The sequence below is a fragment of the Rahnella woolbedingensis genome, assembly GCF_003602095.1.
GTDB lineage: Bacteria > Pseudomonadota > Gammaproteobacteria > Enterobacterales > Enterobacteriaceae > Rahnella > Rahnella woolbedingensis.
The window spans coordinates 1-22,712 of record NZ_RAHH01000016.1; the positions used below are offsets into that span (position 1 = coordinate 1).

The 22,712-nt window shown below is 52.4% G+C and carries 21 protein-coding genes and 1 tRNA gene; 20 read left to right on the plus strand and 2 right to left on the minus strand.

Translation table 11 applies throughout. The features are described from left to right. The 6 genes from D6C13_RS14380 to D6C13_RS14400 form a co-directional block, all read left to right on the plus strand. Nucleotides 1-700: bacteriophage T4 gp5 trimerisation domain-containing protein (locus tag D6C13_RS14380; RefSeq protein WP_425272717.1), on the plus strand; the 700-nt coding region annotated here is incomplete at its 5' end. Nucleotides 701-721: 21 nt separating this feature from the next. Beyond that, nucleotides 722-4,783, plus strand: a complete 4,062-nt coding sequence (locus tag D6C13_RS14385) for an RHS repeat-associated core domain-containing protein (protein WP_120133418.1) — start codon at nt 722-724, stop codon at nt 4,781-4,783. Beyond that, nucleotides 4,780-5,391, plus strand: coding sequence for a hypothetical protein (locus tag D6C13_RS25475; RefSeq protein WP_147408183.1), 612 nt, complete (start codon nt 4,780-4,782; stop codon nt 5,389-5,391). The genes D6C13_RS14385 and D6C13_RS25475 overlap by 4 nt, the downstream gene beginning before the upstream one ends. 35 nt (nt 5,392-5,426) lie before the next feature. Then, complete coding sequence (locus D6C13_RS26210) at nt 5,427-5,642, plus strand: RHS domain-containing protein (protein WP_425272718.1); 216 nt, start codon at nt 5,427-5,429, stop codon at nt 5,640-5,642. Continuing rightward, entirely contained in the window at nt 5,608-6,150 is a 543-nt protein-coding gene (locus D6C13_RS26215; RefSeq protein ID WP_425272719.1) for an RHS repeat domain-containing protein, read from the plus strand. Before D6C13_RS26210 ends, D6C13_RS26215 begins: the two co-directional genes overlap by 35 nt. Before the next feature lie 177 nt (nt 6,151-6,327). Beyond that, nucleotides 6,328-6,789, plus strand: a complete 462-nt coding sequence (locus D6C13_RS14400) for a hypothetical protein (protein WP_120133420.1) — start codon at nt 6,328-6,330, stop codon at nt 6,787-6,789. A 330-nt stretch (nt 6,790-7,119) separates the two neighbouring features. Here D6C13_RS14400 and D6C13_RS14405 read toward each other — a convergent pair whose 3' ends face one another. Next, the gene (locus D6C13_RS14405; RefSeq protein WP_120133421.1) at nt 7,120-7,335 is read right to left on the minus strand and encodes a YgdI/YgdR family lipoprotein; all 216 of its coding nucleotides are present in this window, start codon (nt 7,333-7,335) and stop codon (nt 7,120-7,122) included. Nucleotides 7,336-7,788: 453 nt separating this feature from the next. On the opposite strand from D6C13_RS14405, the gene D6C13_RS14410 reads away from it, so the two are divergent. The 9 genes from D6C13_RS14410 (at nt 7,789) to D6C13_RS14450 (ending at nt 16,956) form a co-directional block, all read left to right on the plus strand. Continuing rightward, entirely contained in the window at nt 7,789-8,913 is a 1,125-nt protein-coding gene (locus tag D6C13_RS14410) for a branched-chain amino acid ABC transporter substrate-binding protein (RefSeq protein WP_120133422.1), read from the plus strand. An 80-nt stretch (nt 8,914-8,993) separates the two neighbouring features. Then, on the plus strand, nt 8,994-9,908 hold the full coding sequence (locus D6C13_RS14415; RefSeq protein WP_120133423.1) for an ABC transporter permease subunit: 915 nt from the start codon (nt 8,994-8,996) through the stop codon (nt 9,906-9,908). A 10-nt stretch (nt 9,909-9,918) separates the two neighbouring features. After that, nucleotides 9,919-11,208, plus strand: coding sequence for a high-affinity branched-chain amino acid ABC transporter permease LivM (livM, locus tag D6C13_RS14420; RefSeq protein ID WP_120133424.1), 1,290 nt, complete (start codon nt 9,919-9,921; stop codon nt 11,206-11,208). Beyond that, nucleotides 11,205-12,098 carry an ABC transporter ATP-binding protein gene (locus tag D6C13_RS14425; protein WP_120133425.1) on the plus strand — a complete coding sequence of 298 codons (894 nt, stop codon included), beginning with the start codon at nt 11,205-11,207 and terminating at the stop codon, nt 12,096-12,098. The genes livM and D6C13_RS14425 overlap by 4 nt, the downstream gene beginning before the upstream one ends. Continuing rightward, nucleotides 12,095-12,811, plus strand: coding sequence for an ABC transporter ATP-binding protein (locus D6C13_RS14430; protein ID WP_120133426.1), 717 nt, complete (start codon nt 12,095-12,097; stop codon nt 12,809-12,811). Before D6C13_RS14425 ends, D6C13_RS14430 begins: the two co-directional genes overlap by 4 nt. Before the next feature lie 416 nt (nt 12,812-13,227). After that, nucleotides 13,228-15,537, plus strand: coding sequence for a phosphatidylglycerol--membrane-oligosaccharide glycerophosphotransferase (opgB, locus tag D6C13_RS14435; protein WP_120133427.1), 2,310 nt, complete (start codon nt 13,228-13,230; stop codon nt 15,535-15,537). Between the two features lie 393 nt (nt 15,538-15,930). Continuing rightward, complete coding sequence (locus D6C13_RS14440) at nt 15,931-16,083, plus strand: Hok/Gef family protein (RefSeq protein WP_112290661.1); 153 nt, start codon at nt 15,931-15,933, stop codon at nt 16,081-16,083. A 211-nt stretch (nt 16,084-16,294) separates the two neighbouring features. Beyond that, a complete protein-coding gene (locus tag D6C13_RS14445) occupies nt 16,295-16,654 on the plus strand; it encodes a type II toxin-antitoxin system RelE/ParE family toxin (protein WP_120133428.1) in 360 nt (119 codons plus the stop codon). Further along, the gene (locus tag D6C13_RS14450; RefSeq protein WP_120133429.1) at nt 16,654-16,956 is read left to right on the plus strand and encodes a helix-turn-helix domain-containing protein; all 303 of its coding nucleotides are present in this window, start codon (nt 16,654-16,656) and stop codon (nt 16,954-16,956) included. Before D6C13_RS14445 ends, D6C13_RS14450 begins: the two co-directional genes overlap by 1 nt. Before the next feature lie 88 nt (nt 16,957-17,044). Here the strand turns inward: D6C13_RS14450 and D6C13_RS14455 are convergent. Further along, nucleotides 17,045-17,120: transfer RNA gene (locus D6C13_RS14455), tRNA-Asn, on the minus strand. 395 nt (nt 17,121-17,515) lie between these two features. Between D6C13_RS14455 and D6C13_RS14460 the strand changes: the two genes are divergently transcribed. From D6C13_RS14460 to ddpC, 5 genes are all read left to right on the plus strand, one after another. Then, entirely contained in the window at nt 17,516-18,388 is an 873-nt protein-coding gene (locus D6C13_RS14460; protein WP_120133430.1) for a MurR/RpiR family transcriptional regulator, read from the plus strand. A gap of 36 nt (nt 18,389-18,424) precedes the next feature. Next, nucleotides 18,425-19,012, plus strand: coding sequence for a D-alanyl-D-alanine dipeptidase (gene ddpX, locus D6C13_RS14465; RefSeq protein WP_120133431.1), 588 nt, complete (start codon nt 18,425-18,427; stop codon nt 19,010-19,012). A 45-nt stretch (nt 19,013-19,057) separates the two neighbouring features. Continuing rightward, nucleotides 19,058-20,638: an ABC transporter substrate-binding protein gene (locus tag D6C13_RS14470; protein WP_120133432.1), complete on the plus strand. Its 1,581-nt coding sequence runs from the start codon at nt 19,058-19,060 to the stop codon at nt 20,636-20,638. A gap of 142 nt (nt 20,639-20,780) precedes the next feature. Then, nucleotides 20,781-21,797 carry an ABC transporter permease gene (locus tag D6C13_RS14475; protein WP_120133433.1) on the plus strand — a complete coding sequence of 339 codons (1,017 nt, stop codon included), beginning with the start codon at nt 20,781-20,783 and terminating at the stop codon, nt 21,795-21,797. Between the two features lie 3 nt (nt 21,798-21,800). Further along, the gene (gene ddpC, locus D6C13_RS14480; RefSeq protein WP_120133434.1) at nt 21,801-22,712 is read left to right on the plus strand and encodes a D,D-dipeptide ABC transporter permease; all 912 of its coding nucleotides are present in this window, start codon (nt 21,801-21,803) and stop codon (nt 22,710-22,712) included.

Below are 22,712 nucleotides of genomic sequence, written 5' to 3' on the forward strand. Positions count from 1 at the left end.
GTTCGAAGATGCCACCGCACAGGAGCTGCTGTCGATCCATGCCCAGAAGGACATGAAGACCAAGGTGCTGAATAACCGGATGACGGATGTGGTGGCAAATCACGCAGAAACGGTTGGCGGTAATCAGGCAATAACCATTGCAAAAAACCAGATACAAAACGTGGGTGCTAACCAGATTGAAACCATCACCTCTAATCAGGTCGTCAATGTGGGAAGTAACAAGTCTGCAACTGTCGGTAAAATGAAAACAGAAACGGTCGGTTTTCTAAGCATATTAACGGTGGGAATTGCGTATCAGGTTTCCGTGGGCAGCAGCATGAATACGACCGTTGGCGTATCGCAATCCTCTGAAATAGGTGTCTTAAAAACGTTGAACGTAGGACAAACGTACCGCATCGACGTCGGGAAAAAAATGAAGCTGAGCGTAGGTGAAAGTAAAAGCGAAAAGGCTGGCAAGATCTCGCTTTTTTCATCCGGAGAACATCTGGAACTCAGTTGTGGTGCCGCCAAAATAGCACTAACCCAAGATGGCAAAATATTTCTCTCCGGCACCTCATTACATATGCAGGGAGTCGCGATGGTTAACAGTGACTCGGCGCTCATAAATCTTAACTGCGGATTATCAGAAGCGCCGCCATCCACCCCCAAAGACGACGAAAGCAGTGATATGCCAGCAGGCGCAACGCCCCCGTTTATTTAAAACATTAAAAGGATTTACCCCATGACCGGATTTCCGGCTGCACGACAGTTTGATATGACCGCTACGGGCGGCCAGATTGTTCAGGGCTCGCGCGGTGTGATGATTGGTGCACCGACCGGCGTGGCGTGCTCGGTGTGCCCCGGCGGTGTCAAAGAGGGGAGCCCGGTCAACCCGTCGCTGGGCGCCAAAGTCCTGCCAGATGAGACCGATATCGCGCTGCCTGCGGCACTGCCGTTTGTGCTCAGCCGCTCCTACAGCAGCTATAAAACCGATACGCCCGCGCCCGTCGGGCTGTTCGGCCCCGGCTGGACGGCAGCGGCGGACATCCGCCTGCAAATCCGCGCGGATGAGCTCATCCTTAACGATAACGGCGGGCGCAGCCTGCATTTTCATCTGCTGCCGCCGGGCCAGATTGCCTTCAGCAACAGCGAAAAACTGTGGCTGGCGCGCGGCGGCGTGGATAAACAAAGTGACGCGCATCCGCTCAGTAATCTGTGGCAGGCGCTGCCGGAGAGCCTGCGCAACAGCCCCGAGGACTATTTCGTGGCCAACGACGCCACCGGCCCGTGGTGGATTTTAGGCGGCGTTCAGCCTCCGGAAACCTCGCAGAACGAACTGCCGCCATTTCGCGAACTGCTCGGGTTAAGCGACCGCTTCGGCAATACGCTGCGTTATCACCGTGATACCCAGGGTGAGTTTGCGGGAAAGATTACCGGCGTGACCGACAGCGCCGGGCGGCGTTTTCGCCTTGAGCTGGAGCGGCTTGCGGACTTCAAGCCCGCGCTGAATACCGGCTGGGGCGAAGACTCTGGCGTGCGCCTGGCCGCCGTCTGGCTGGCGAAAGATGTGAGCTTCCCGGATTTGCCCGACAAACCGCTGGCCCGCTACGATTACACGCCGCGCGGCGAGCTGAAAACCGTCTATGACCGCGCCGGTGAAATGGTCCGCCGCTTTGACTGGCACCCTGACAATACCGGCCTGATGATTGCGCACCAGTACGCCGGACGTCCGGCAACAAGTTACGTCTACGATGCGGCTGGCAAAGTCATTTCTCAGGCCAATCCCGGCGGCCTCAGTTATCAGTTTGAATACAGTGACAGCCAGACCCGCGTCACCGACAGTCTGGGACGTGTGCGCCTCTATCACTTTGAGGGCGAGCGCGGGCTGCGCCGGGTGGTGAAGCTCGAACAGGCCGACGGCAGCTGCACGCAGAGCACCTTTGACACGCAGGGGCGGCTGACGTCGCAGACCGATACCCTCGGTCGCATCACCAAATTCCAGCTGAACCCGGCCAACGGCGCGCTGGTCGCTGTCTGGTATCCCGACGCCGAAAAACGCAGCCAGTTCAGCTACAACAGCGCCGGCCAGCTGGTCACCGCCATTGCGCCGGACGGGCGTCGGGTGGATAACAAGTATGATGAGCTTGGGCGTCTGACGACTGAAACCGATGCCCTGAACCAGACCCGCCGCTATCACTACGCGGATGAAAACAGTGCGCAGCCTTGCGCGACGGAAGACGCCGCGGGCGGCAGGCAGGAACTTGAATGGAACGCGTTGGGTTTACTGACGTCGTTTACCGACTGCTCCGGCTATAAAACTTCGTACCGCTACAACCGCGACGGTCAGCCGGTAGAAATTATCCACGAAGAAGGGATGACGAGCCGCTTTGAATACGACGCTCGCGGCAGAAGAATATCGGGCGAAGACAGCGCCGGAGCGAAAACCCTCTGGCAGTACAACGAGGCCGGGGACGTCACCGCCATAACCCGTCCGGACGGCAGTAAAAGCGTGCAGAGCTATGATGCACGCGGCAATCCGGCCTCGCAGACTGACGGCGGATTAACGCGCCGGACCGAATTCGACAGCGCGGGCAGGCTTGTCCGACTGGTGAATGAAAACGACGCCGAAACGCGCTTCAGCTATGACGTGATGGACCGGCTGACGCAGGAAATTGGCTTTGACGGACGCACGCAGAGTTATCGCTACAACGTCGCCGGCCAGCTGGTGCAAAGCGACGACTGCGGGCTGACCACGTTCTGGCACTACGACGACGAAGGCCTACTTCTCCGTCAGCAGCGCCCTGAACTGAGCGACGGCCCAGACGAAGTGCTGTGGCGCTACGACGCTTCTGGTCGCGTACTGGAAACCGGCCACCGCAGCGGAACGCACCTCGTCAGCGTGCGCTTTCAGTACGATAACAACGACAACCTCACCGGCGAACAGCAGATTATCCATAACGCCAGCGGCGACCTGCTGTGGCAGCACACCGTGCGCCGCCAGTTCGACCCGCGCGGCTTTGAGTCATCTTTAACCTGCGACGGCCTGCCGGACATCCGCTGGCAGACCTACGGCCCCGGCCATCTGCTGGGCGTCAGGCTCGGCGATGACGTCCTGCTGGAACTCACCCGCGACAAACTGCACCGGGAAACCACCCGGCAGTTCAGTGAGCGCTGGCAGTCTGAAAAAAGCTATTCCCGCATCGGCCAGCTTGCCGGTCAGCACGCTGTATCCGGCGGTCACCCGAACCTGACCCGCGATTATCATTACAACGCCGCCGGGCAGATGACGCAGATGTCCACCGGCGGCGGCGACCATTTTTACCGCTACACGCCCGCAGGCAGGCTGCACAGCGTCAGCTCACCGGCGGGCGTGCTGACCACGCTGACCGACCCGGCGGGCAACCGCACGCTCACGCATCATGATACGCATCCGGCTCCGATAAACGAGCTGCCGGTCTGGCACGGCAACCGCGTTCAGCACGACGAAAAGTATCAGTATGAATACGATGTCTTTGGCAATCTGACCGCAAAACGGCCTTACTACGCAGGCTGGGTACAGCATTCGCACGACGACGAGGCGGTGCAGACCTTTGCCTATGACCGCGCGCACCGGCTGACGCGCTTTGCGATTGAGGAGAACGGGCAGACCACCACGCAGGCGCGCTACATTTACGACCCGCTCGGGCGGCGCGTCGGCAAGCAGGTCATCACGCTGAACCCGCAAACGCAGGAAACCGACACGCAAAACACCTGGTTCGGCTGGGACGGCGACCGGATGGTGCTGACCGAGAACCGCGACATCCAGCTGCACACGATTTATCACCCCAACAGCTTCGTGCCGCTGCTGCGCGCCGAACACGCGCGGGCAGAAGACAGCCACCGCACGCTGGCCGAAAAGCTCGAAGAGGACGCGGGCGGCGTTTTCCCGCCGGACATTCATCAGCGCTTTAACCAAATTGAGCAGGAAATCCGCCGTCATCAGGTCAGCGACGCAAATCACCAATGGCTGGCCTCTGTCAACCTGAAGGCGGAAAATATCGCGCTGTGGGTTGACCCGCTGCCGGAAAGCGATGAGATGGCGTTGCACCTTTTCCACTGCGACCATCTGGGCACGCCCATCGGGCTGATTAATCACAAAAATGGCAAAGTGGACTGGAACGCAGACATTGACGTCTGGGGCAACGTGCAAAGCTGCGACAACCCGCACAAACTGCGCCAGCCCATCCGCATGCAGGGCCAGCAATACGATGAAGAATCGGGGCTGCATTACAACCGGCACCGTTATTATGACCCGGCGCAGGGACGGTATATCACGCAGGATCCGATTGGGTTGAGAGGGGGATGGAATGGGTATAATTACGCGTTAGATCCCATTCTCGCAACAGATCCTACAGGACTCAAAACTTGCTCAGGCAGCGCTCGCATTTTACTCGGAAACTCAAGATTAATTGGTAAAGGAGGGGGTTACAATACGGAACCCACTAATCCAGACCTTTACAACGTAACCAAGGACTCGGCCGCAATTATTCCCTCTCAATGGGGATTGAAAAATAAAAAAGAAAGCCGAAAAGTCATTAATAACATCAGTGGGAAAATAGCTAATGGTACGACATTTAGTTGTGTCCGTGACATTGTTGATGATCTCAATTTGCGTAAGAAGGGTATAGACCCACAAAAAAAACTGATGGATAAATATCCTGGAAATCTAATTTTGGAATTGCCAGGTGCGTCAGGTGATTTAGGTATACAAGATGTTGACGTAATAGTCCCTGAGGGCATGGATTGTCCGGAAGGTACAAAATGAAAACATATTCAGCAATCTGGTATGTGTTATTTTTTTTAACTTTACCTGCAGCAGCAAATTACACTGGCATCATACCCATTCACAAACATGCTGAAATAACGTCAGAAAACACTTCTTTTGAATTTTACCTATCATCTAAACAAAGAGTTAAAGCATACAAATTTGTTTGTCAGGATGGCGATTATTATAATGAAGAAAATTACGGTAATTTCTCAGGATTTTATCAATGCAAACTGTTTGAGATCCTAAAAAATGGTCATTTGGGCTCTGATATACTTGGCCCCGATAGAAGTTGGCGATCATCTGTAACGCGTGCTCGTTTTGATATCTCGTCGATTATTGGAGGATGTAAAAACCATTCTGAATATGGACATGAAAGGATTTTTTTAGTTCATGGAATGAAAGTTATTATTAACATTCACGATCTCAAGCCAACAAATGGAATGGATAATATTTTTGAAAAATACAGCTTCAGCTTAGATGTAAATATAAATAACCATCAATCATCTCAATCAGAATTTTCTGGGTATGAAAAAGAAGAATGCGCAGCCGTATACGAAAAAATTGATCCATCCGGGCACTATATTGATAAAGTTAAAATAAATTGAGATTGTTCTTATTCTCTACTGAGTTTATGACACGGGTGCCAGTTCCAGCACTGCATTTGTTCCACTGCGACCATCTGGGCACGCCCATCGGGCTGATTAATCATAAAAATGGCAAAGTGGACTGGAAGGCAGACATTGACGTCTGGGGCAACGTGCAGAGCTGCGACAACCCGCACAAACTGCGCCAGCCCATCCGCATGCAGGGCCAGCAATACGATGAGGAATCGGGGCTGCATTACAACCGGCAATGACCCGACGCAGGGACGGTATATCACGCAGGATCCGATTGGGTTGATTGGTGATTGGAACTTATATATTTATTCAAATGACCCAATTCAGTATTTTGATCCTATGGGTTTAAAAACTTGTACATGTCGAGCATTCTTTTCTGGAGTAGGGCCAAATCAGGCTACTGGTATTGGTGCATTAGGATTTTCTCCTCCAAATAAGTCAGTTGCGATAAACCCGGCAGCATTTGGGCTTCCATACGGCACAATGAAAGAAAGAGTCGCAACACAGAAAGCAATAAAAGCGCAAGAAGGAAAAATAAAAATTAGCACCAAGGGATTAGATAAAACGGGCTCACTTGGTACTGAGTACACTATCGGAGATGTAGGTGATAAAAATGTAAGGAATAGTTCTAAAACAAGATTTGATATTTACAGGTTCTCTTCACAAAAGGATGCCCTTGATTTTGGCAAGCAAGAATCTGACGCGATAATTACTGGCGTCCCTGATGAATGGAGTTGTCCAAAGTGATTATTATTGTAGGGAGGAAAAATATACTATTGTTACTTGCTTTAGTGTTGATGAATAATTCATTCGCCAAATCAATAGATTCCAGTTATCAATGCAGGGGGATATGGTCTGCTTTATCAACTTATCCATACGAGCATGAAAATTTTTTATCCAGAACTATTTTTCCCCAGATAAAAAATGGCTATCAAAGGACTGAGTGATGGGGTTGCTTTCTATTCAGGAGGGATTAATAAAATACTTAATGTTCCGATAACTCCTGCTCTTAGCGAAGTGCTATGGTGGCCAAAGTCTGAATGGTTTGTAGTGAACTACAGTGACGGAGGGCTTGTTGGTGCCTGGAATTCATATTTATATTTTGTAAAAAACAATAAAGTTAAAAATAGAATTGATATAAGTCATTTCCTCTCTGAAAGATACATCAACTTGAAAGCTAACTGTGATGAGGTTGAGGAACTAAATTATGGAGTGGTTTCATGGACAAACGGAGGGGGCGCTATAATTATTTCCGCTGAGGTGCCACCTCACTCATCATGTAAAAACATGGGAGAGACGATATTTATTAGCTTGAACATTAATAGCATGAAATTAAAGGAAGAAATAAAAAAGAGTCAATTAACTAAAGCACAAAAAAACACTTAGGCTGCAGGTTTCATAGCTTGAAAACCGAATTATAATTCATTGAGATTTAAGGTAACTAACAAAAGAGTCGAAGGTACGTTATAACCGGCATCGGTATTACGGCCCGGCTCAGGGATGGCATCCTACACAAATTTACGGGGATAATATTCAAAGATAAACTCATCGTGTAAGTATCCCACCAAAGCGAACCCTTGTGTTTCAGAGATCGTCAGGCATGAGGATTAGTGAACTTCCGCCCCACGCTCACCGCAGCCTCTTAGCCCAAACATCCGTCACCAAAACACCGTCAGCTTCTTTAAGCTAACGGTGCATTCCAACCAATCTGAATCCCTACTTCTTCACAATCCCGGCAATATCATTGGTGTTCATCAGGTGGTAATCGCCGTCCATGTCGGTGTAGCTGGTCATGCCGGTATCGCGGTCACGCTCGGGTTCGCCGTGGGCGAAAAGCTGATCGCCGGCTTTGGTATTGATCACATAATCACCGGCACAGCCCGTTAAACCCAGAGCCAGCAGCATTACCATCACGCAGGATAATTTCTTCATTGTTCAGTAGTTTCCCGTTGCAATCATCTGCCCGCATTACAAAACAACCCGCCGCAAGAAGCAAAGAAAAAATATAACAACAGGTTATCTGACCGATTATCGCGTTGCATTTTGGTGCATGGCGTTGCGGCATCGTCATTTTCCTATTCTTTTCAGCACCAGCGCAGTGCGATGTGATCCCGTCGTTGTTTCTGTGAGTTCCCCGTAACGCCTGACGGACGCTATCTATACTCACATAACCGTAACATTCACAGATGTCGGGTAACACTGGCAGATATTTTGCTTACGTTTCTTACCTTTGATGTTGTCCGCCGCGGTGGACAAACGGGATCTTCTCTCCATTGGCTTGTGCTTTAAATTTCAGATTTTCAGATTACGACTTTGCGTTGGTGTTTTTGCTGCATGCGTTGCCCATAACCCGTTTGCATAAACTCAGTCCTAAGGATCTTGATGATGTCGATGAAATTTATGAAAAGTCCGCTCTCTCTTTTACTGGCAGGTTGTCTGGTCACGGCGTTCGCCGCGCGTGCCGATATTGTGATTGGTGTGGCCGGTCCGTTCACTGGCCCGAACGCTACTTATGGTGATCAGTACTGGCATGGCGCGACTCAGGCCGCCGAAGACATTAATGCCGCAGGCGGGATTAATGGTGAAAAGATCAAACTGGTGCAGGGTGATGATGCCTGTGAGCCAAAACAGGCCGTTGCCGTGGCTAACCGGCTGGTGGATCAGGACAAAGTGCAGGCCGTGGTCGGGCATTTCTGTTCGTCTTCTACCATGCCTGCGTCAGAGGTGTATAACGACGCCGGAATTATCGCCATCACGCCGGGGTCAACTAACCCGCAAATTACCGAGCGCGGGATGAGTGACATGTTCCGTATGTGCGGACGCGATGACCAGCAGGGACTGGTCGCCAGTGATTACATCATCGATAAGCTGAAAGCCAAAAAAGTGGTCATCATCCACGACAAAGACACCTACGGTCAGGGGCTGGCGGATGCCACCAAAGCGGCGCTTAACAAACGCGGCGTGAAAGAGGTGATGTATGAAGGCTTATCGCGCGGCGAAAAAGACTTTAACGCGCTGGTTACCAAAATCAGTGCGCAAAAGCCGGATGTGGTGTTCTTCGGTGGCTGCCATCCGGAAGCCGGTCCGTTAGTTCGCCAGATGCGTGAGCAGGGCGTTCAGGCCACCTTCTTCTCCGGTGACTGTATCGTGAACGAAGAAATGGTCACTGCCGCTGGCGGCCCGCAATACACCAACGGCATTCTGATGACCTTCGGCAAAGACCCGCGTCTGATCCCAGACGGCAAGGCCGTTATCGATAAATTCCGCGCCAACAAATTCGAACCGGAAGGTTACACGCTTTACTCCTACGCATCCGTGCAGGCTATTGCTGCGGCATTCAAAGCCACCGGCGGCAGTGACTCCGCCAAAGCCAGCGCCTGGCTCAAAGCCAACAGCGTCGATACCGTCATGGGTAAAAAATCCTGGGACAGCAAAGGCGACCTGAAAGTCTCCGATTACGTCGTCTATAAATGGGATGACAAAGGCAAATATCAGGAAGTGAAAGAATAAAGCTATCTTTTTTGCCATTCTGAACCCGTGTCAGACCGCGCGCTCAGCCAGGCGCGGTCACAAAAAGAGACTGCGTATTTATGGATTCCTTCTTCCTGCAACAACTGTTCAATGGCATTACGCTCGGTGCGGTCTACGGTCTCATCGCCATCGGCTACACCATGGTTTACGGCATTATCGGCATGATCAACTTCGCGCATGGCGAGGTGTATATGATTTCTGCCTACCTTTGCGCCATCGCGCTGGCGCTGCTTTCCTTCTTCGGGCTGCACTCTTTTCCTCTGCTGATCCTGGGCACGCTGGTGTTCACCATCGTGGTAACCGGCGTTTATGGCTGGGCGATTGAGCGCATCGCCTATAAACCTTTGCGAAATTCCACCCGCCTTGCGCCGCTGATTTCTGCCATCGGAATGTCGCTGATATTACAAAACTACGCGCAGATCAGTCAGGGGCCGCGACAGCAGGGGATCCCAACCATGATGGACGGTGCCCTCAGATTCCACATCGGTGAAAGTTTTGTCCAGATGACCTATACCAAACTGTTCATTCTGGCGGCCTCGCTGGTCGGAATGCTGGTTTTATCGTGGATTATCAGCAACACGCGGCTCGGACGTATGTGTCGTGCAGTGCAGCAGGACAGAAAAATGGCCTCGATTCTCGGCATTAACACTGACCGCATAATCTCGCTGGTCTTTATGATCGGCGCGGCGATGGCCGGGCTGGCGGGCGTTCTGGTCACCATGAATTACGGCACCTTTGATTTCTATGCCGGATTTATTATCGGCATCAAGGCCTTTACCGCTGCGGTACTCGGCGGGATTGGCTCCTTACCGGGCGCGATGCTTGGCGGGCTGATTTTAGGCATCGCCGAAGCGCAGTTCTCGGGCATGGTGAATTCGGATTACAAAGACGTGTTCTCTTTTGGATTGCTGGTGGTGATCCTCATTTTCCGCCCTCAGGGCCTGCTCGGCCGTCCGGTCGTGACGAAAGTGTGAGGGAAATAAAATGACGACACAAACTGCTGTGAGCGGCGGGTTTTCGCTCAAACACTGCCTGCTGGATGCCATTTTCGCCGGACTGGTGGCGCTGATTATTTTCGGCCCTGTGGTCGGCGTGGTACTGGACGGTTATAGCTTTAACTTTCATTCCCAGCGGCTGATGTGGATTATCGCTGCCGTGATGCTCGGGCGCTTTTTGCTCAGTGCTTTTCTGGAAACCGCGAGCGGTCAGAAAATGCGTGCTCGATTTGAGTCGGACAGCGCCGGTGTATACGTGCGTCCGCCGGATCACAAAAGTAATCTGCGCTGGATATTGCCGCTGCTGATGGTGTTGGCGATTTTCTTCCCGTTCGTGGCCACCAAATACATTCTGACCGTCGCGATTTTAGGGCTGATTTACGTGCTGCTTGGCCTCGGGCTGAATATCGTGGTCGGTCTGGCCGGGCTTTTGGATCTGGGATATGTCGCCTTTTATGCCATCGGTGCGTACGGGCTGGCGCTGGGGTATCAGTATCTCGGCCTCGGGTTCTGGTCAATGCTGCCGCTGGCCGCACTGATGGCGGCGGCTGCCGGTGCGTTGCTGGGTTTTCCGGTGCTGCGCATGCACGGTGATTATCTGGCGATTGTGACGCTCGGATTCGGTGAAATCATCCGTCTGGTGCTGACCAACTGGTTGTCGTTTACCGGCGGTCCCAACGGCGTATCCGCACCGCCACCCACCTTTTTCGGGCTGGAATTCGGCAGGCGGGCGAAAGAGGGCGGAGTACCGTTCCACGAGTTTTTCCATCTGACCTACAACCCGAATATGAAGTTTATTTTCATCTACGCGGTGCTGGTTCTGGTGGTATTGCTGGTGCTGTTTATCAAACACCGGCTGACCCGGATGCCGATTGGCCGCGCCTGGGAAGCCCTGCGCGAAGATGAAATTGCCTGCCGCGCGATGGGGCTCAATCACGTTCTGGTCAAGCTGTCGGCGTTTACGCTTGGCGCTTCAACCGCCGGTATCGCGGGGGTGTTTTTCGCCACCTATCAGGGGTTCGTCAACCCGACATCGTTCACCTTTTTCGAATCTGCGCTGATCCTCGCCATCGTGGTGCTGGGCGGTATGGGCTCGACCATCGGCGTGGTGCTGGCGGCATTTGTGCTCACCGTCGCACCGGAACTGCTGCGCAGCTTTGCGGAATACCGCGTGCTGCTGTTCGGCGTGCTGATGGTGGTGATGATGATCTGGCGGCCACGGGGATTAATCCGCATCAGCCGCAACGGGTTTGCCGTGCGTAAAGGAGTCGCGCCATGAGCGAAGCGTTAGCGGGAAACAATATTCTGAGCGTTGAACATTTACGTATGCATTTCGGCGGCATTAAGGCGCTGAACGATGTGAATCTGGCGGTAAGACGCGGCTCGATTACCGCGCTGATCGGCCCCAACGGTGCGGGTAAAACCACGGTATTCAACTGCCTGACCGGTTTCTATAAAGCCTCCGGCGGCAGTATCTTGCTCAACACCCGCAGGCGCACCACTAATGTGATTCAGGTGCTCGGGCAGAAATTCCAGCCGGATGACTGGGTAAAACCTGCGCAACTGGGTAAGCGGATTTTCTACAAAATGTTTGGTGGCACGCATCTGGTGAACCGCGCCGGGCTGGCGCGTACTTTCCAGAACATCAGGCTGTTTCGTGAGATGTCGGTGATCGAAAACCTGCTGGTCGCGCAGCACATGCAAACCAACCGTAATCTGATCGCCGGCGTGCTGAACACGCCAGCCTATCGTCGTGCAGAAAATCAGGCGCTGGACCGGGCATTTTACTGGCTGGAAGTGGTGGAACTGGTCGATTGCGCCAACCGGCTGGCGGGGGAAATGTCTTACGGTCAGCAACGGCGGCTGGAGATCGCCCGCGCCATGTGTACCGCGCCGGAGATGATTTGCCTCGATGAACCAGCTGCCGGGCTCAATCCTGTAGAGACGCGGACGCTGAGCAAAATCATTCGTTTTTTGCGCGATCACCACGACATCACCGTGCTGCTGATTGAACATGATATGGGCATGGTGATGGAGATTTCAGACCACATTATCGTGCTCGATCACGGCGATGTCATTGCCGAAGGTTTACCGCAGGCTATTCAAAATGATGAGAAAGTCATTGCCGCCTATCTCGGTGCTGATGAAGACGACGAGGTCAGCTTATGAGTGACGCGATGCTGGAATTTCGCGAGGTGAATGTCTGTTACGGGGCGATTCAGGCGTTACAGCAGGTCTCTTTGCAGGTCAATCAGGGTGAAACTGTGGCGCTGATTGGTGCCAACGGTGCCGGAAAATCCACGCTGCTGATGTCAATTTTTGGTCAGCCGCGCGTGCAGAGCGGGCAGATTCTATTTCGCGGCGAAGATATCAGCCATAAATCGACGCACTTTGTGGCATCGAAGGGCATTGCGCAGTCGCCGGAAGGGCGGCGGGTTTTTCCGGACATGACCGTCGAAGAAAACCTGCTGATGGGCACCATTCCCATTGGCAATAAATATGCATCGGAAGACCTGCAAACCATGTTTGATTTGTTTCCGCGTCTCAAAGAGCGGCGCAAACAGCGGGCGATGACCATGTCCGGCGGTGAGCAGCAAATGCTGGCGATTGCCCGTGCGCTGATGAGTCGACCCAAACTGCTGTTGCTAGACGAACCCAGTCTGGGACTGGCGCCCATCATCGTAAAACAGATTTTTCAGACGCTGCGCGAACTGGCACAAAGCGGCATGACCATTTTTCTGGTCGAACAAAATGCACATCATGCGCTGAAGCTTTCCGACCGCGGATACGTGATGGTCAACGGCCAGATACGTCTCAGCGGCAGCGGAGAAGAGTTGTTAGGAAATCAGGAGGTGCGTAAAGCCTACTTAGGCGGAATCTGATTTTTGCTTCTTTAAGCCCGTAATGCCGCGTGTTGCGGGCTTCTCCACAAATTTCTTTCTCAATTTTGCATCTCCCTCCACATTTCGCTCATACTATTCCGCTATCATGCAATTCTTACCGAAAAGTGACGGTGTCGTTAAAGTTATGCGTTATCATCCGCAATTAACGGTCAGTAGTTTGTAAAAAGTCAGTTTTTTAGGATAAATCAGTGACCTGACGCAGTGTTAAGGCGTTGACCTGCAGAGGGCAACACGCTAAACAGCGCTATCTGTTTTTGGCATGGCATTTTCCTGTCTCAAGGATGAAGTGAAAGACCAGTCAGTCATTCACTCAGTGAGTTGAACCGTCGGCGCTGTCCGTAAAGCGGCAGAGAAGGGTCGTAGAGTTTATTGTTTTAATCAGACAGGGTGCTGAAATGGCTTCTGAGATAATTTCATTTATTTTATTTCTTTCTTCAATTTTCTTATACGTTACCCGGGCGTCGGCCAGCCGTGTCTGGTTTTCGCTGGTGCTGTTTTTCCTCGGCCTCTACGTCATCCTGAATGTCATTCTGATTGGCAGTAATTACTTCACCGGCGAAGGCATCACGGATGCGGTGTTATATACCGTCACCAGCAGCCTGAAAGGCGCGGGCCTGAATAAATATATTCTGCCATTCATAGGGTTACTGAGCGGACTGATTGCCGTTTTCGCATTGCTGGCCTGGGGACTAAAACAGCGCCGGGCCAAAAACAGCAGCGTGATGTACAGCGTGCTGGCCGTTGTGCTGGCAGTTTTCTCGGTGGGATCTACTCAGGCATTCCAGAATATTTCACGTCTGGTCAAAACTCAGATTTCCGGTAATGGCGCCGATTTCGATACTTATTACAAAGTGCCGGAAAAAATCGTTAAAGGCGCGAAAAAACCGAATCTGGTTTATATCTATGGCGAAAGTCTCGAACGTACCTATTTCGATGACAAAGTGTTCCCGGGGCTGACGGCTCAGTTAAGTGAGCATAAAGCGCAGAGCATTGATTTTACGAATACTAAACAGGTGCCGGGCACCGGTTATACCATCGCCGGTATGGTTGCCTCGCAGTGTGGTATTCCGCTGTTTGCGCCTTTCGATGGCAACGCCTCGAGCGCGCTGGCGACGTTCTATCCGGAAAACGTCTGTATAGGTGATGTACTCAAAGGCGCCGGTTATACCAACTATTTCTATCAGGGCGCAGAACTGGCGTTCGCCGGTAAAGGCACCTTCCTGAAATCTCACGGTTTCGACCATCTTTATGGCTACAACGAACTGCGTCCGACCGTCGCGGACCCGTCTTATAAAAATGACTGGGGCTGGTATGACGATACGTTGCTGGACGAGGTCTACAAAAAATTCGTGACGCTGAGCAAGGAAGGCAAGCCTTTCTCACTGTTCACGCTGACCGTGGATACTCATCATCCGGACGGCTTTATTTCACGCGGTTGTACCCGCAACGAATACAAAGTTAACGGTAAGGCTAACCAGTCGCTGAGTGCAGTTTCATGTAGTCAGGAACTGATTGCGGCCTTTATCGATAAAATTAAAAAATCCGGGTATTTCGATAACACCATTATTGTGGTGTCTTCCGATCACCTGGCGATGAACAACACGGCTTACAACATTCTGACTAAACAGAACCGTAAAGACCTGTTCTTCGTGATGGACGGACGTCATCCGGTGAGCGAACTGAATGCGGCTAAACGCAGCACCATTGATAACGGTGCGACTGTGCTCGATATCATGGGCGGCGACAACTATATCGGTCTGGGACGCAGCGGAATTTCGGCGACATCAATGACCGCGCAGTTCCTGAATATTGATGACAAAGTAAATGCCTGGAAACCGGCTGTCATCAAGCAGTGGGGCTTCCCGAACAGTATTAAAAATTACACGGTAAACAATAAAGACAGCAGCTTCACGTTCTCTGGTATGACCATCAAAACGCCGTTTATTCTGAAAGTGACCGGCGACAAAATTGAACCGATGTTCGACGTTTATCTGTCCACACCGCTGAAAAAACAGCTGGCCGGACTGGCGACCAGCGACAACTTTGTCTGGGTGGATAAATGCTACGAAATGGGGCGTGTCTGGGCACCGGAACTTTCGCTCAATACCGGTCTTTGCGTGGCTTCCGGTAATCTGGGAGCGAAACCTTCTATCGTGCAGGCGACCGGCGATACCTTCAAAGGTAAAGTTGATTTCGCCAAAGATACCTCAGGCAGCAATGCGATTTACCAGCAGACCCTGAAAACGCTGAATATTGACGACGAGGCAACCCGGTATCAGTCACCAGCTATCGCCTTTATGGTGCCGGGTTTACCGGAACAGGTGAAAGCGATTACCGGTGTCTCTACGGTGGAAAACTGGGGGCGCTGGTCGGATGCCAATCTGGCACCATCGGTGAAAATCGATTACGTCAAACCGCTGCCCACCACGTTTGATGTGGTGATACGCGCGCGTGCTTACGGTAATAACATTGATAAACCGGTCTCTGTCCGCGTGGGCGATCAGGAGCAGTTTGTCACCTTCGGCGATCAGGACGGCATTGTGAAAGTGCAGTTCACTAACCCTGAAGCGGCCCAGAGCATTGTTATCACACCACCTGCACCGACCGAGCCAACCGAAGGCACCAGCGGCGGCTTCCAGCCACGTAAACTGGGCATCGGCATGGTATCGCTGGAAGTCCAGCCGGTAGAAGAGCCGCAATCTTAAAACGTGCTGATTATGCTCCTGATGTACCTGAAAACCCGCTGCGGCGGGTTTTTTTTATGGGCTGTTTTCTTCCCGCATAAGCCTTAGCTTTTTATAGGTTTAAAAGCATTCTTTTTACTTGTCACTGTGATGATATTACGGAAAGCGTGTAAGGCGAATAGGGCGATAATTAGGACAAAGTGCAGGCGGTGATCGGTTTTTGTACAGCAGGAGTTGCTAGAATGCGCGCGGGTGCCTGAGGCTTATTTGGCTTGGGCAGAAAGACATAAAAGTTGTTCAAGGCATATAGGACGAAAGCCCCGAGGAGATTTTTCAATCGACCCGGGGCTATCACTGCCTGTCTAAGCAACAGCAGGATAGCCTCTTAAAAGCAGAAATGCAACGGAGGGCAAGATGTCGCGAAAGCTTGTGTTACACGGACTCATCGTGGTTTGTTTCACATTGCTGGCCTGGACCTGGATGGTGCGTGATTCGCTCTGCGAGTTACATATCAAACAGGGTATGACAGAGATTGCGGCAGTCTTAAGCTACGAAATTAAGAGCTAACCGTAAGGTGGGGTTCGCCCCACCTTTTTGGTTGTTGACGAAGCATGTTGGCTTCAGGCACCCGTTCTTTCTCTTCTTCATCGCACGAAATTTGGAAGACGTCTTCCGTATTTATACTTTCCTTCTTGTGAACTACTCCCTTCGCGCAGTACCTTCTGATTATAGTACTTGGCCTATATAGCATTTGACCTATAATCGACAAAGGGTCACTGTGTGGATAATTAATACGACAGAAAGATTTGATGGCTGGTTCGTTGGTCTTGAAGATGTTGAGCAGGCGAGTGTATTGGCTCTGGTGATCGTCTTAAAAGATAAAGGGCCTGCATTATCCAGGGCTTATGCAGATACAGTGAATTACTCCTGTCATCGCAATATGAAAGAACTGCGTATACAGAGTAAAGGTGATCCCATCCGGGCGTTCTTTGCTTTTGATCCTTTGCGCAGAGGCATATTGCTTTGTGCGGGAAACAAAGTCGGAAATGAAAAACGATTTTATGAAGTCATGATACCGGTCGCCGACAGTGAATTCACCCGGTACCTGAATACGTTAAAAGAAGAGGAATTGCCTTAATGAGCAGAACCCTTGAACAGTTACTGGCATCGGTAAAACCTGAGGTTGCCGCGCAGGCGCAGGCAATGGCCGCAGATATTCTGATTCCCCTTGAGCTGGCCGAACTGCGTGAAAGAATGAATAAAACACAATGTGAGATGGCTGAATCGTTGGGCGTTAAACAGCCGACGGTTGCCGGTATGGAAAAGCCGGGTCGTGACCTGAAATTATCAACTTTGAAACGTTATGTTGAAGCAGCCGGTGGCAAATTACGTTTGGAAATCGATCTTCCGGATGGCAGCCATTTTGGGTTTGCGATGTAGCGACAAAACCTGACTTTTTACAATTTCAGGCATCAGATCAGAAAAGCAAAAAGCCCGCTTAAGTTTCCTTAAGCGGGCTTTTCTAATTTGGCTCCTCTGACTGGACTCGAACCAGTGACATACGGATTAACAGTCCGCCGTTCTACCGACTGAACTACAGAGGAATCGTTTGAACGGGGCGAATAATAACGACTGACCCGAAGCATGTCAAAGGGTTAACGCAAAAACTTGTCCGACTGCTGTCTTAATATTCAACTTGTTGAGTATTAAGACAAAGTGGTTAAAACCTCCGCCAGATGTTCCCCTCCTCACGCCATTTCATTGACGGATTGCACTAAAAGCAAACATAAGTTGCTTGATTGTTGTGCAGTCGTTATCGGCAAGTTCAATTTAAGTCGATCATTAGCCAGTTTTTTGCCAGCAACGTGCCATAAAAACGTCATAAATTCAGATCTGCTGCACAAATTTCACTCATTTATGGAAATTGGCACACCCTGTGCATTGTTATTTTACTAACAGCGACTAGTTTTTTGACAATGAAGCAACAGAGGATTAACCGATGCAGCCAGCGCAGGATGTGATCGAACAACTCGAAGCCTCGTTCGCCGGACAGACACCGACGGGCAAACGCATTGCCAGTTATTTGCTGGCTAATCTGGCGCAGATCCCTTTCGAAACGGCGGACAGCATTGCACGCAGCGCCGCGACCAGCGGGATTTCCGTCGGGCGTTATCTTCGCAGTCTCGGCTATCGCAATCTGGATCATTTCAAACAAACGCTGCGCCTGCAAAGCGGCACCTCGTATCAGCCGTGGGTGGTGACCGACCGCCTTGGCGCTTACCGCGAACGCAGCAAACAGCCGCAACAGGAAAAGCTGCGACAGTCCCTGGCGCTCGAGCTTGATGCCATTAATCACGTATATCAGCTGGCACAAACCGACAGTTTCGCGCAGATCAGCCGCCGTCTGGCTGATGCGGAGGCAGTATTTATTCTCGGCATTCAGTCGGTGCGCGGCATCGCTAACAATTTCTCCAGTTATCTCGAATATTTACGACCAAAAGTATATTTCGCCGACGGGCTTTCCGGCACGTATGTCGAATCCCTGAATTCAGAATTCGCACAGCCCTACCTGGTGGTCACCGACACGCGCGCGTATTCGAAGATGGCGCAGACCTATTGCGAAGCAGCCTGTGAACGCGGGCTGAACGTGGCGCTGATCACCGACATTTACTGTCCGTGGGCGCGCGATTATCCGGTGGATTTATTGCAGGTGAAAACCGACACCGGCCAGTTCTGGGATTCGATGGCACCGCTCAGCTGCCTCTTCAATCTGCTGTGTTCGGCGGTGCTTGAACTGCGCGGCATTGAGGTAGAACAGCGTCTGGCCAATAACCGGATCCTGCAAAAGCAACTTGGGCAATTCGAATCGTAATTTCACTGCAAAGACAGGAACGGAAAGACATTAACCATGACCCTCAATCATAAAACACCTGACATCGCGCTGACGGATCTGGCTGAAATACTTCCCGACACCGTGATCGACCTGAAATACGCCACCGCCGATAACCTGACCGGTCAGCCGATTTATCGCGAATCCCGCTGCTTGTTACACCCTGATGCCGCCGCCGCGCTGGTTCGCTGTAATGAGGTGGCGAAACTGGCCGGATTTACCCTGAAAATTTATGACGCCTACCGGCCGCAGGCGGCTCAGGCCTGTTTGTGGGCGGCATTTCCAAACCCTGATTACGTCGTGGATATCAAACTCGGGTCGCATCACAGCCGCGGTGTGGCGGTGGATCTGACCTTGCTGGATGAGCAGGGTGAGGTGGTGGATATGGGCGCAGGCTTTGATGAAATGACCGAAGTATCGCACCCGTTTTATCCCGATTTACCGCCACAAATCCAGCGTAACCGCTTGCTGCTCAACGCCGTGATGGCGGCGGGGGGCTTTAAGGGGATCACCAGCGAGTGGTGGCACTTTGAATTACCGGATGCCAAAACGTATCCGTTGTTGGAAGAGCGGTTCGGCTGCTATCCGCCGGTCAACGCCGCGTAATCATTGCAAGTCTCTTATCACTTTTATAAAGCCAGGAGTTCTCCGATGAGCAACACAGCAATCAACACGTTTCGCAAAAATACGAAAACACAGGTCGCCGGTGCCATTTTCCTCGCCCTGTCAGGCTTAAGTTTTGCCGCGCAGGCCGCCGTGCCTAAAGACATGCTGGTGATTGGTAAAGCGGCGGATCCGCAAACGCTGGATCCGGCGGTCACTATCGATAACAACGACTGGACGGTCACGTATCCGGCCTATCAGCGTCTGGTGCAATACAAAACCGAAGACGGCAAAGGTTCGACGCAGGTCGAAGGAGATCTGGCGGCAAGCTGGACGGCTTCATCGGATCAACTGGTCTGGACCTTTAAACTCAAACCGGGCGCTAAATTTGATGATGGCACTGACGTGAATGCCGATGCGGTGAAGTGGTCATTCGGGCGGCTGATGAAAATCGGTCAGGGCCCGTCTGAAGCCTTCCCGAAAGATATGACGGTGACGGTGGTGGATCCAATGACCGTTACCTTCACGCTGAAAACGCCGTTCGCGCCATTCCTCTACACGCTGGCGAATGACGGCGCGGGCATCGTCAATCCGGCGATTGCTAAAGCGAACCCTGCCGATGAAGGCAAGGCATGGCTGGCCGGTCATACTGCCGGCTCCGGCCCGTACAAACTCGATCGCTGGCAGAAAGGTCAGCAACTGGTGCTGGTGCCGAACCCGCATTACAGCGGCGCAAAACCCGCGTTCAAACGTGTCACCGTGAAAATTATCGGTGAAAGCGCCACCCGCCGTCTGCAACTGTCACGCGGGGATCTGGATATCGCCGATTCTCTGCCGATGGATCAGCTGGCTGCGCTGAAGAAAGAGGACAAAGTCGCCGTTGAAGAATTCCCTTCATTACGCGTGACGTATCTGTATCTCAATAACGCCAAAGCGCCGATGAATCAGGTAGATTTACGCCGCGCGATCTCTTCTGCCGTGGATTATCAGGGCATGGTGAAAGGCATCCTTGGCGGTAACGCCAAACAGATGCGCGGGCCGATCCCTGAAGGCATGTGGGGTTTTGACCCGACGGCCAAGCAGTACACGTTAGATATGACTCAGGCCAAAGCAGACCTGGAGAAAGTCAAAGACAAACCTAAAACGCTGGACTTCCTGTACTCCGATAATGACCCGAACTGGGAATCTATCGCGCTTGCCGTGCAGGCCAGCCTGGGTCAGGCCGGTATCAACGTGAAGCTGGAAAAACTGGCTAACGCCACCATGCGCGACCGCATCGGGCAGGGCGATTACGACATCTCGATTGGTAACTGGAGTCCGGATTTCGCCGACCCGTACATGTTCATGAACTACTGGTTCGAGTCCGACAAAAAAGGCCTGCCGGGTAACCGTTCCTTCTACTCCAACCCTGACGTAGATGCGTTGCTGAAAAAAGCGGTGTCCGTCACCGATCAGAAACAGCGCACTGACTATTACCAGCAGGCGCAGAAAATCGTTATCGATGAAGCGGCGTATGTTTATCTGTTCCAGAAAAACTATCAGGTGGCGATGAACAAAGACGTTAAAGGCTTTGTTTTCAACCCGATGTTGGAGCAGGTGTTTAACGTCGGCCAGATGAGCAAAAAATAAATCCCGGTCATACTTCGAACTGCCGATGCGTTGGCTGCACTCATTCGCCCCGGTCACAGGGTATATCCATGCTCCCGGGGACTTGTGAGCTTGTCGCCTTCCTGCAGCCCGAATTATTTAGGGGATTGGGTTAGGAGGTAGAATGACTTTTTGGACTCTGATCCGGCAACGCTGCTGGGGGCTGATTTTGGTGATGGCGGGCGTGTGCGTCATTACTTTTATCATCTCGCATATGATCCCCGGTGACCCTGCGCGTCTTCTGGCGGGCGACCGTGCAAGCAATGAAATGGTCGAACATATCCGTGAGCAACTGGGGCTGAATCAGCCGCTGTACGTGCAGTTTTTCCGCTACGTCAGTGATTTGCTGCATGGCGATTTAGGTACTTCGATCCGAACCGGTCGTCCGGTACTCGAAGACCTGAAAGCGTTCTTTCCGGCGACGCTGGAACTGGCCGTCAGCGCGCTGTTTCTGGCCATTGTGCTCGGCATTCCGCTGGGTGTGCTGTCGGCGTTTTATCGCAATAAATTCCCGGATCATCTGGTGCGACTGCTCTCAGTGCTGGGGATTTCGACCCCTGCGTTCTGGCTGGGGCTGGGGGTTATCATCCTCTTCTACGGCCATCTGAATCTGTTACCGGGCGGCGGAAGGCTGGATGACTGGATGGATCCACCCGCCAATATCACCGGTTTTTATGTGCTCGATTCCCTGCTGACCGGCAACTGGGATGCGTTCTGGAACAGCCTGCAACATCTGGCGATGCCTGCGCTGACGCTGGCGTTTGTACACATGGGAATTGTGGCGCGGCAAATTCGTTCGGCAATGCTTGAGCAACTGAGTGAGGATTACATCCGTACCGCACGTGCCAACGGGCTTTCGCACTGGCGCGTGATTCTCAGCCACGCTTTACCGAATGCGCTGATCCCGTCCGTGACGGTGCTCGGACTGGCGATGGGCGATTTGCTGTATGGCGCGGTACTGACCGAAACCGTGTTTGCCTGGCCGGGCATGGGCGCCTATGTGGTGAATTCAATTCAGGCGCTGGATTTCCCAGCAGTGATGGGGTTTGCGGTGGTGGTGTCGTTCGCCTATGTCATCGTCAATTTGTGTGTGGATTTACTGTATGTGTGGATTGATCCGCGCATTGGCCGTGAGGGGTGAGGCATGTCAGTGATTGAACCGGGCGTCAATAATCATCGGGCCGACATCGTGGCGCCGGACGTCAAACCGCGCTTCGCTAACTGGCGTCGCACATTTCATCTCCTGAGCCGCAGTCCGCTGACCATGCTGGGGCTGGCGATCATGCTGATCGTCTTGTTTATCATGATTTTCTCACCGTGGCTGGTACCGCATGATCCGAACGCGATCAGCCTGACCGACCGGTTGCAGGCACCTTCCGCATTGCATTGGTTTGGCACCGATGAAGTCGGGCGTGATCTGTTCAGCCGCGTGCTGATTGGCAGCCAGCAATCGGTGGCTGCAGGGCTGGCGGTGGTCACTATCGCGGGAACGATCGGTTCGCTGCTCGGCTGTTTCTCCGGCGTGGTCGGTGGTGTGGTGGACGCGCTGATTATGCGCTGCATGGACATCATGCTGTCGGTGCCATCGCTGGTCTTAACGATGGCGCTGGCTGCCGCGCTCGGGCCGAGTTTGTTTAACGCCATGCTGGCGATTGCGGTGGTGCGCATTCCATTTTACGTGCGGCTGGCACGCGGGCAGACGCTGATGCTGCGCCATCAGGCGTATATGCAGGCCACGCGGACATTCGGCGCGTCGCGGTGGCATCTGATTACCTGGCATGTTTTACGAAACGTCATGCCACCGCTGGTGGTGCAGGCTTCTCTGGATATTGGTACTTCGATTCTGATGGCCGCAACGCTGGGCTTTATTGGTCTTGGCGCGCAGCAACCGACCGCAGAATGGGGCGCAATGGTTTCCAATGGTCGCAATTACATTCTCGATCAGTGGTGGTATTCGGCGTTTCCGGGCGTGGCGATTTTAATCACCGCCACCGGTTTTAACCTGTTCGGCGACGGTCTGCGCGACCTGCTGGATCCAAAAAGCAGAGGGCGCTGA

Coding starts and splice junctions, on each gene's coding strand:
- D6C13_RS14430 (WP_120133426.1), top strand. CDS start 12,095: ATGAGTGACGCGATGCTGGAATTTCGCGAGGTGAATGTCTGTTACGGG.
- ddpC (WP_120133434.1), top strand. CDS start 21,801: ATGTCAGTGATTGAACCGGGCGTCAATAATCATCGGGCCGACATCGTG.
- D6C13_RS14425 (WP_120133425.1), top strand. CDS start 11,205: ATGAGCGAAGCGTTAGCGGGAAACAATATTCTGAGCGTTGAACATTTA.
- D6C13_RS14400 (WP_120133420.1), top strand. CDS start 6,328: ATGGCTATCAAAGGACTGAGTGATGGGGTTGCTTTCTATTCAGGAGGG.
- D6C13_RS14385 (WP_120133418.1), top strand. CDS start 722: ATGACCGGATTTCCGGCTGCACGACAGTTTGATATGACCGCTACGGGC.
- ddpX (WP_120133431.1), top strand. CDS start 18,425: ATGACCCTCAATCATAAAACACCTGACATCGCGCTGACGGATCTGGCT.
- opgB (WP_120133427.1), top strand. CDS start 13,228: ATGGCTTCTGAGATAATTTCATTTATTTTATTTCTTTCTTCAATTTTC.
- D6C13_RS26215 (WP_425272719.1), top strand. CDS start 5,608: ATGAGGAATCGGGGCTGCATTACAACCGGCAATGACCCGACGCAGGGA.
- D6C13_RS14460 (WP_120133430.1), top strand. CDS start 17,516: ATGCAGCCAGCGCAGGATGTGATCGAACAACTCGAAGCCTCGTTCGCC.
- D6C13_RS14440 (WP_112290661.1), top strand. CDS start 15,931: ATGTCGCGAAAGCTTGTGTTACACGGACTCATCGTGGTTTGTTTCACA.
- D6C13_RS14450 (WP_120133429.1), top strand. CDS start 16,654: ATGAGCAGAACCCTTGAACAGTTACTGGCATCGGTAAAACCTGAGGTT.
- D6C13_RS14415 (WP_120133423.1), top strand. CDS start 8,994: ATGGATTCCTTCTTCCTGCAACAACTGTTCAATGGCATTACGCTCGGT.
- D6C13_RS14405 (WP_120133421.1), bottom strand. CDS start 7,335: ATGAAGAAATTATCCTGCGTGATGGTAATGCTGCTGGCTCTGGGTTTA.
- D6C13_RS14475 (WP_120133433.1), top strand. CDS start 20,781: ATGACTTTTTGGACTCTGATCCGGCAACGCTGCTGGGGGCTGATTTTG.
- D6C13_RS25475 (WP_147408183.1), top strand. CDS start 4,780: ATGAAAACATATTCAGCAATCTGGTATGTGTTATTTTTTTTAACTTTA.
- D6C13_RS14470 (WP_120133432.1), top strand. CDS start 19,058: ATGAGCAACACAGCAATCAACACGTTTCGCAAAAATACGAAAACACAG.
- livM (WP_120133424.1), top strand. CDS start 9,919: ATGACGACACAAACTGCTGTGAGCGGCGGGTTTTCGCTCAAACACTGC.
- D6C13_RS14410 (WP_120133422.1), top strand. CDS start 7,789: ATGTCGATGAAATTTATGAAAAGTCCGCTCTCTCTTTTACTGGCAGGT.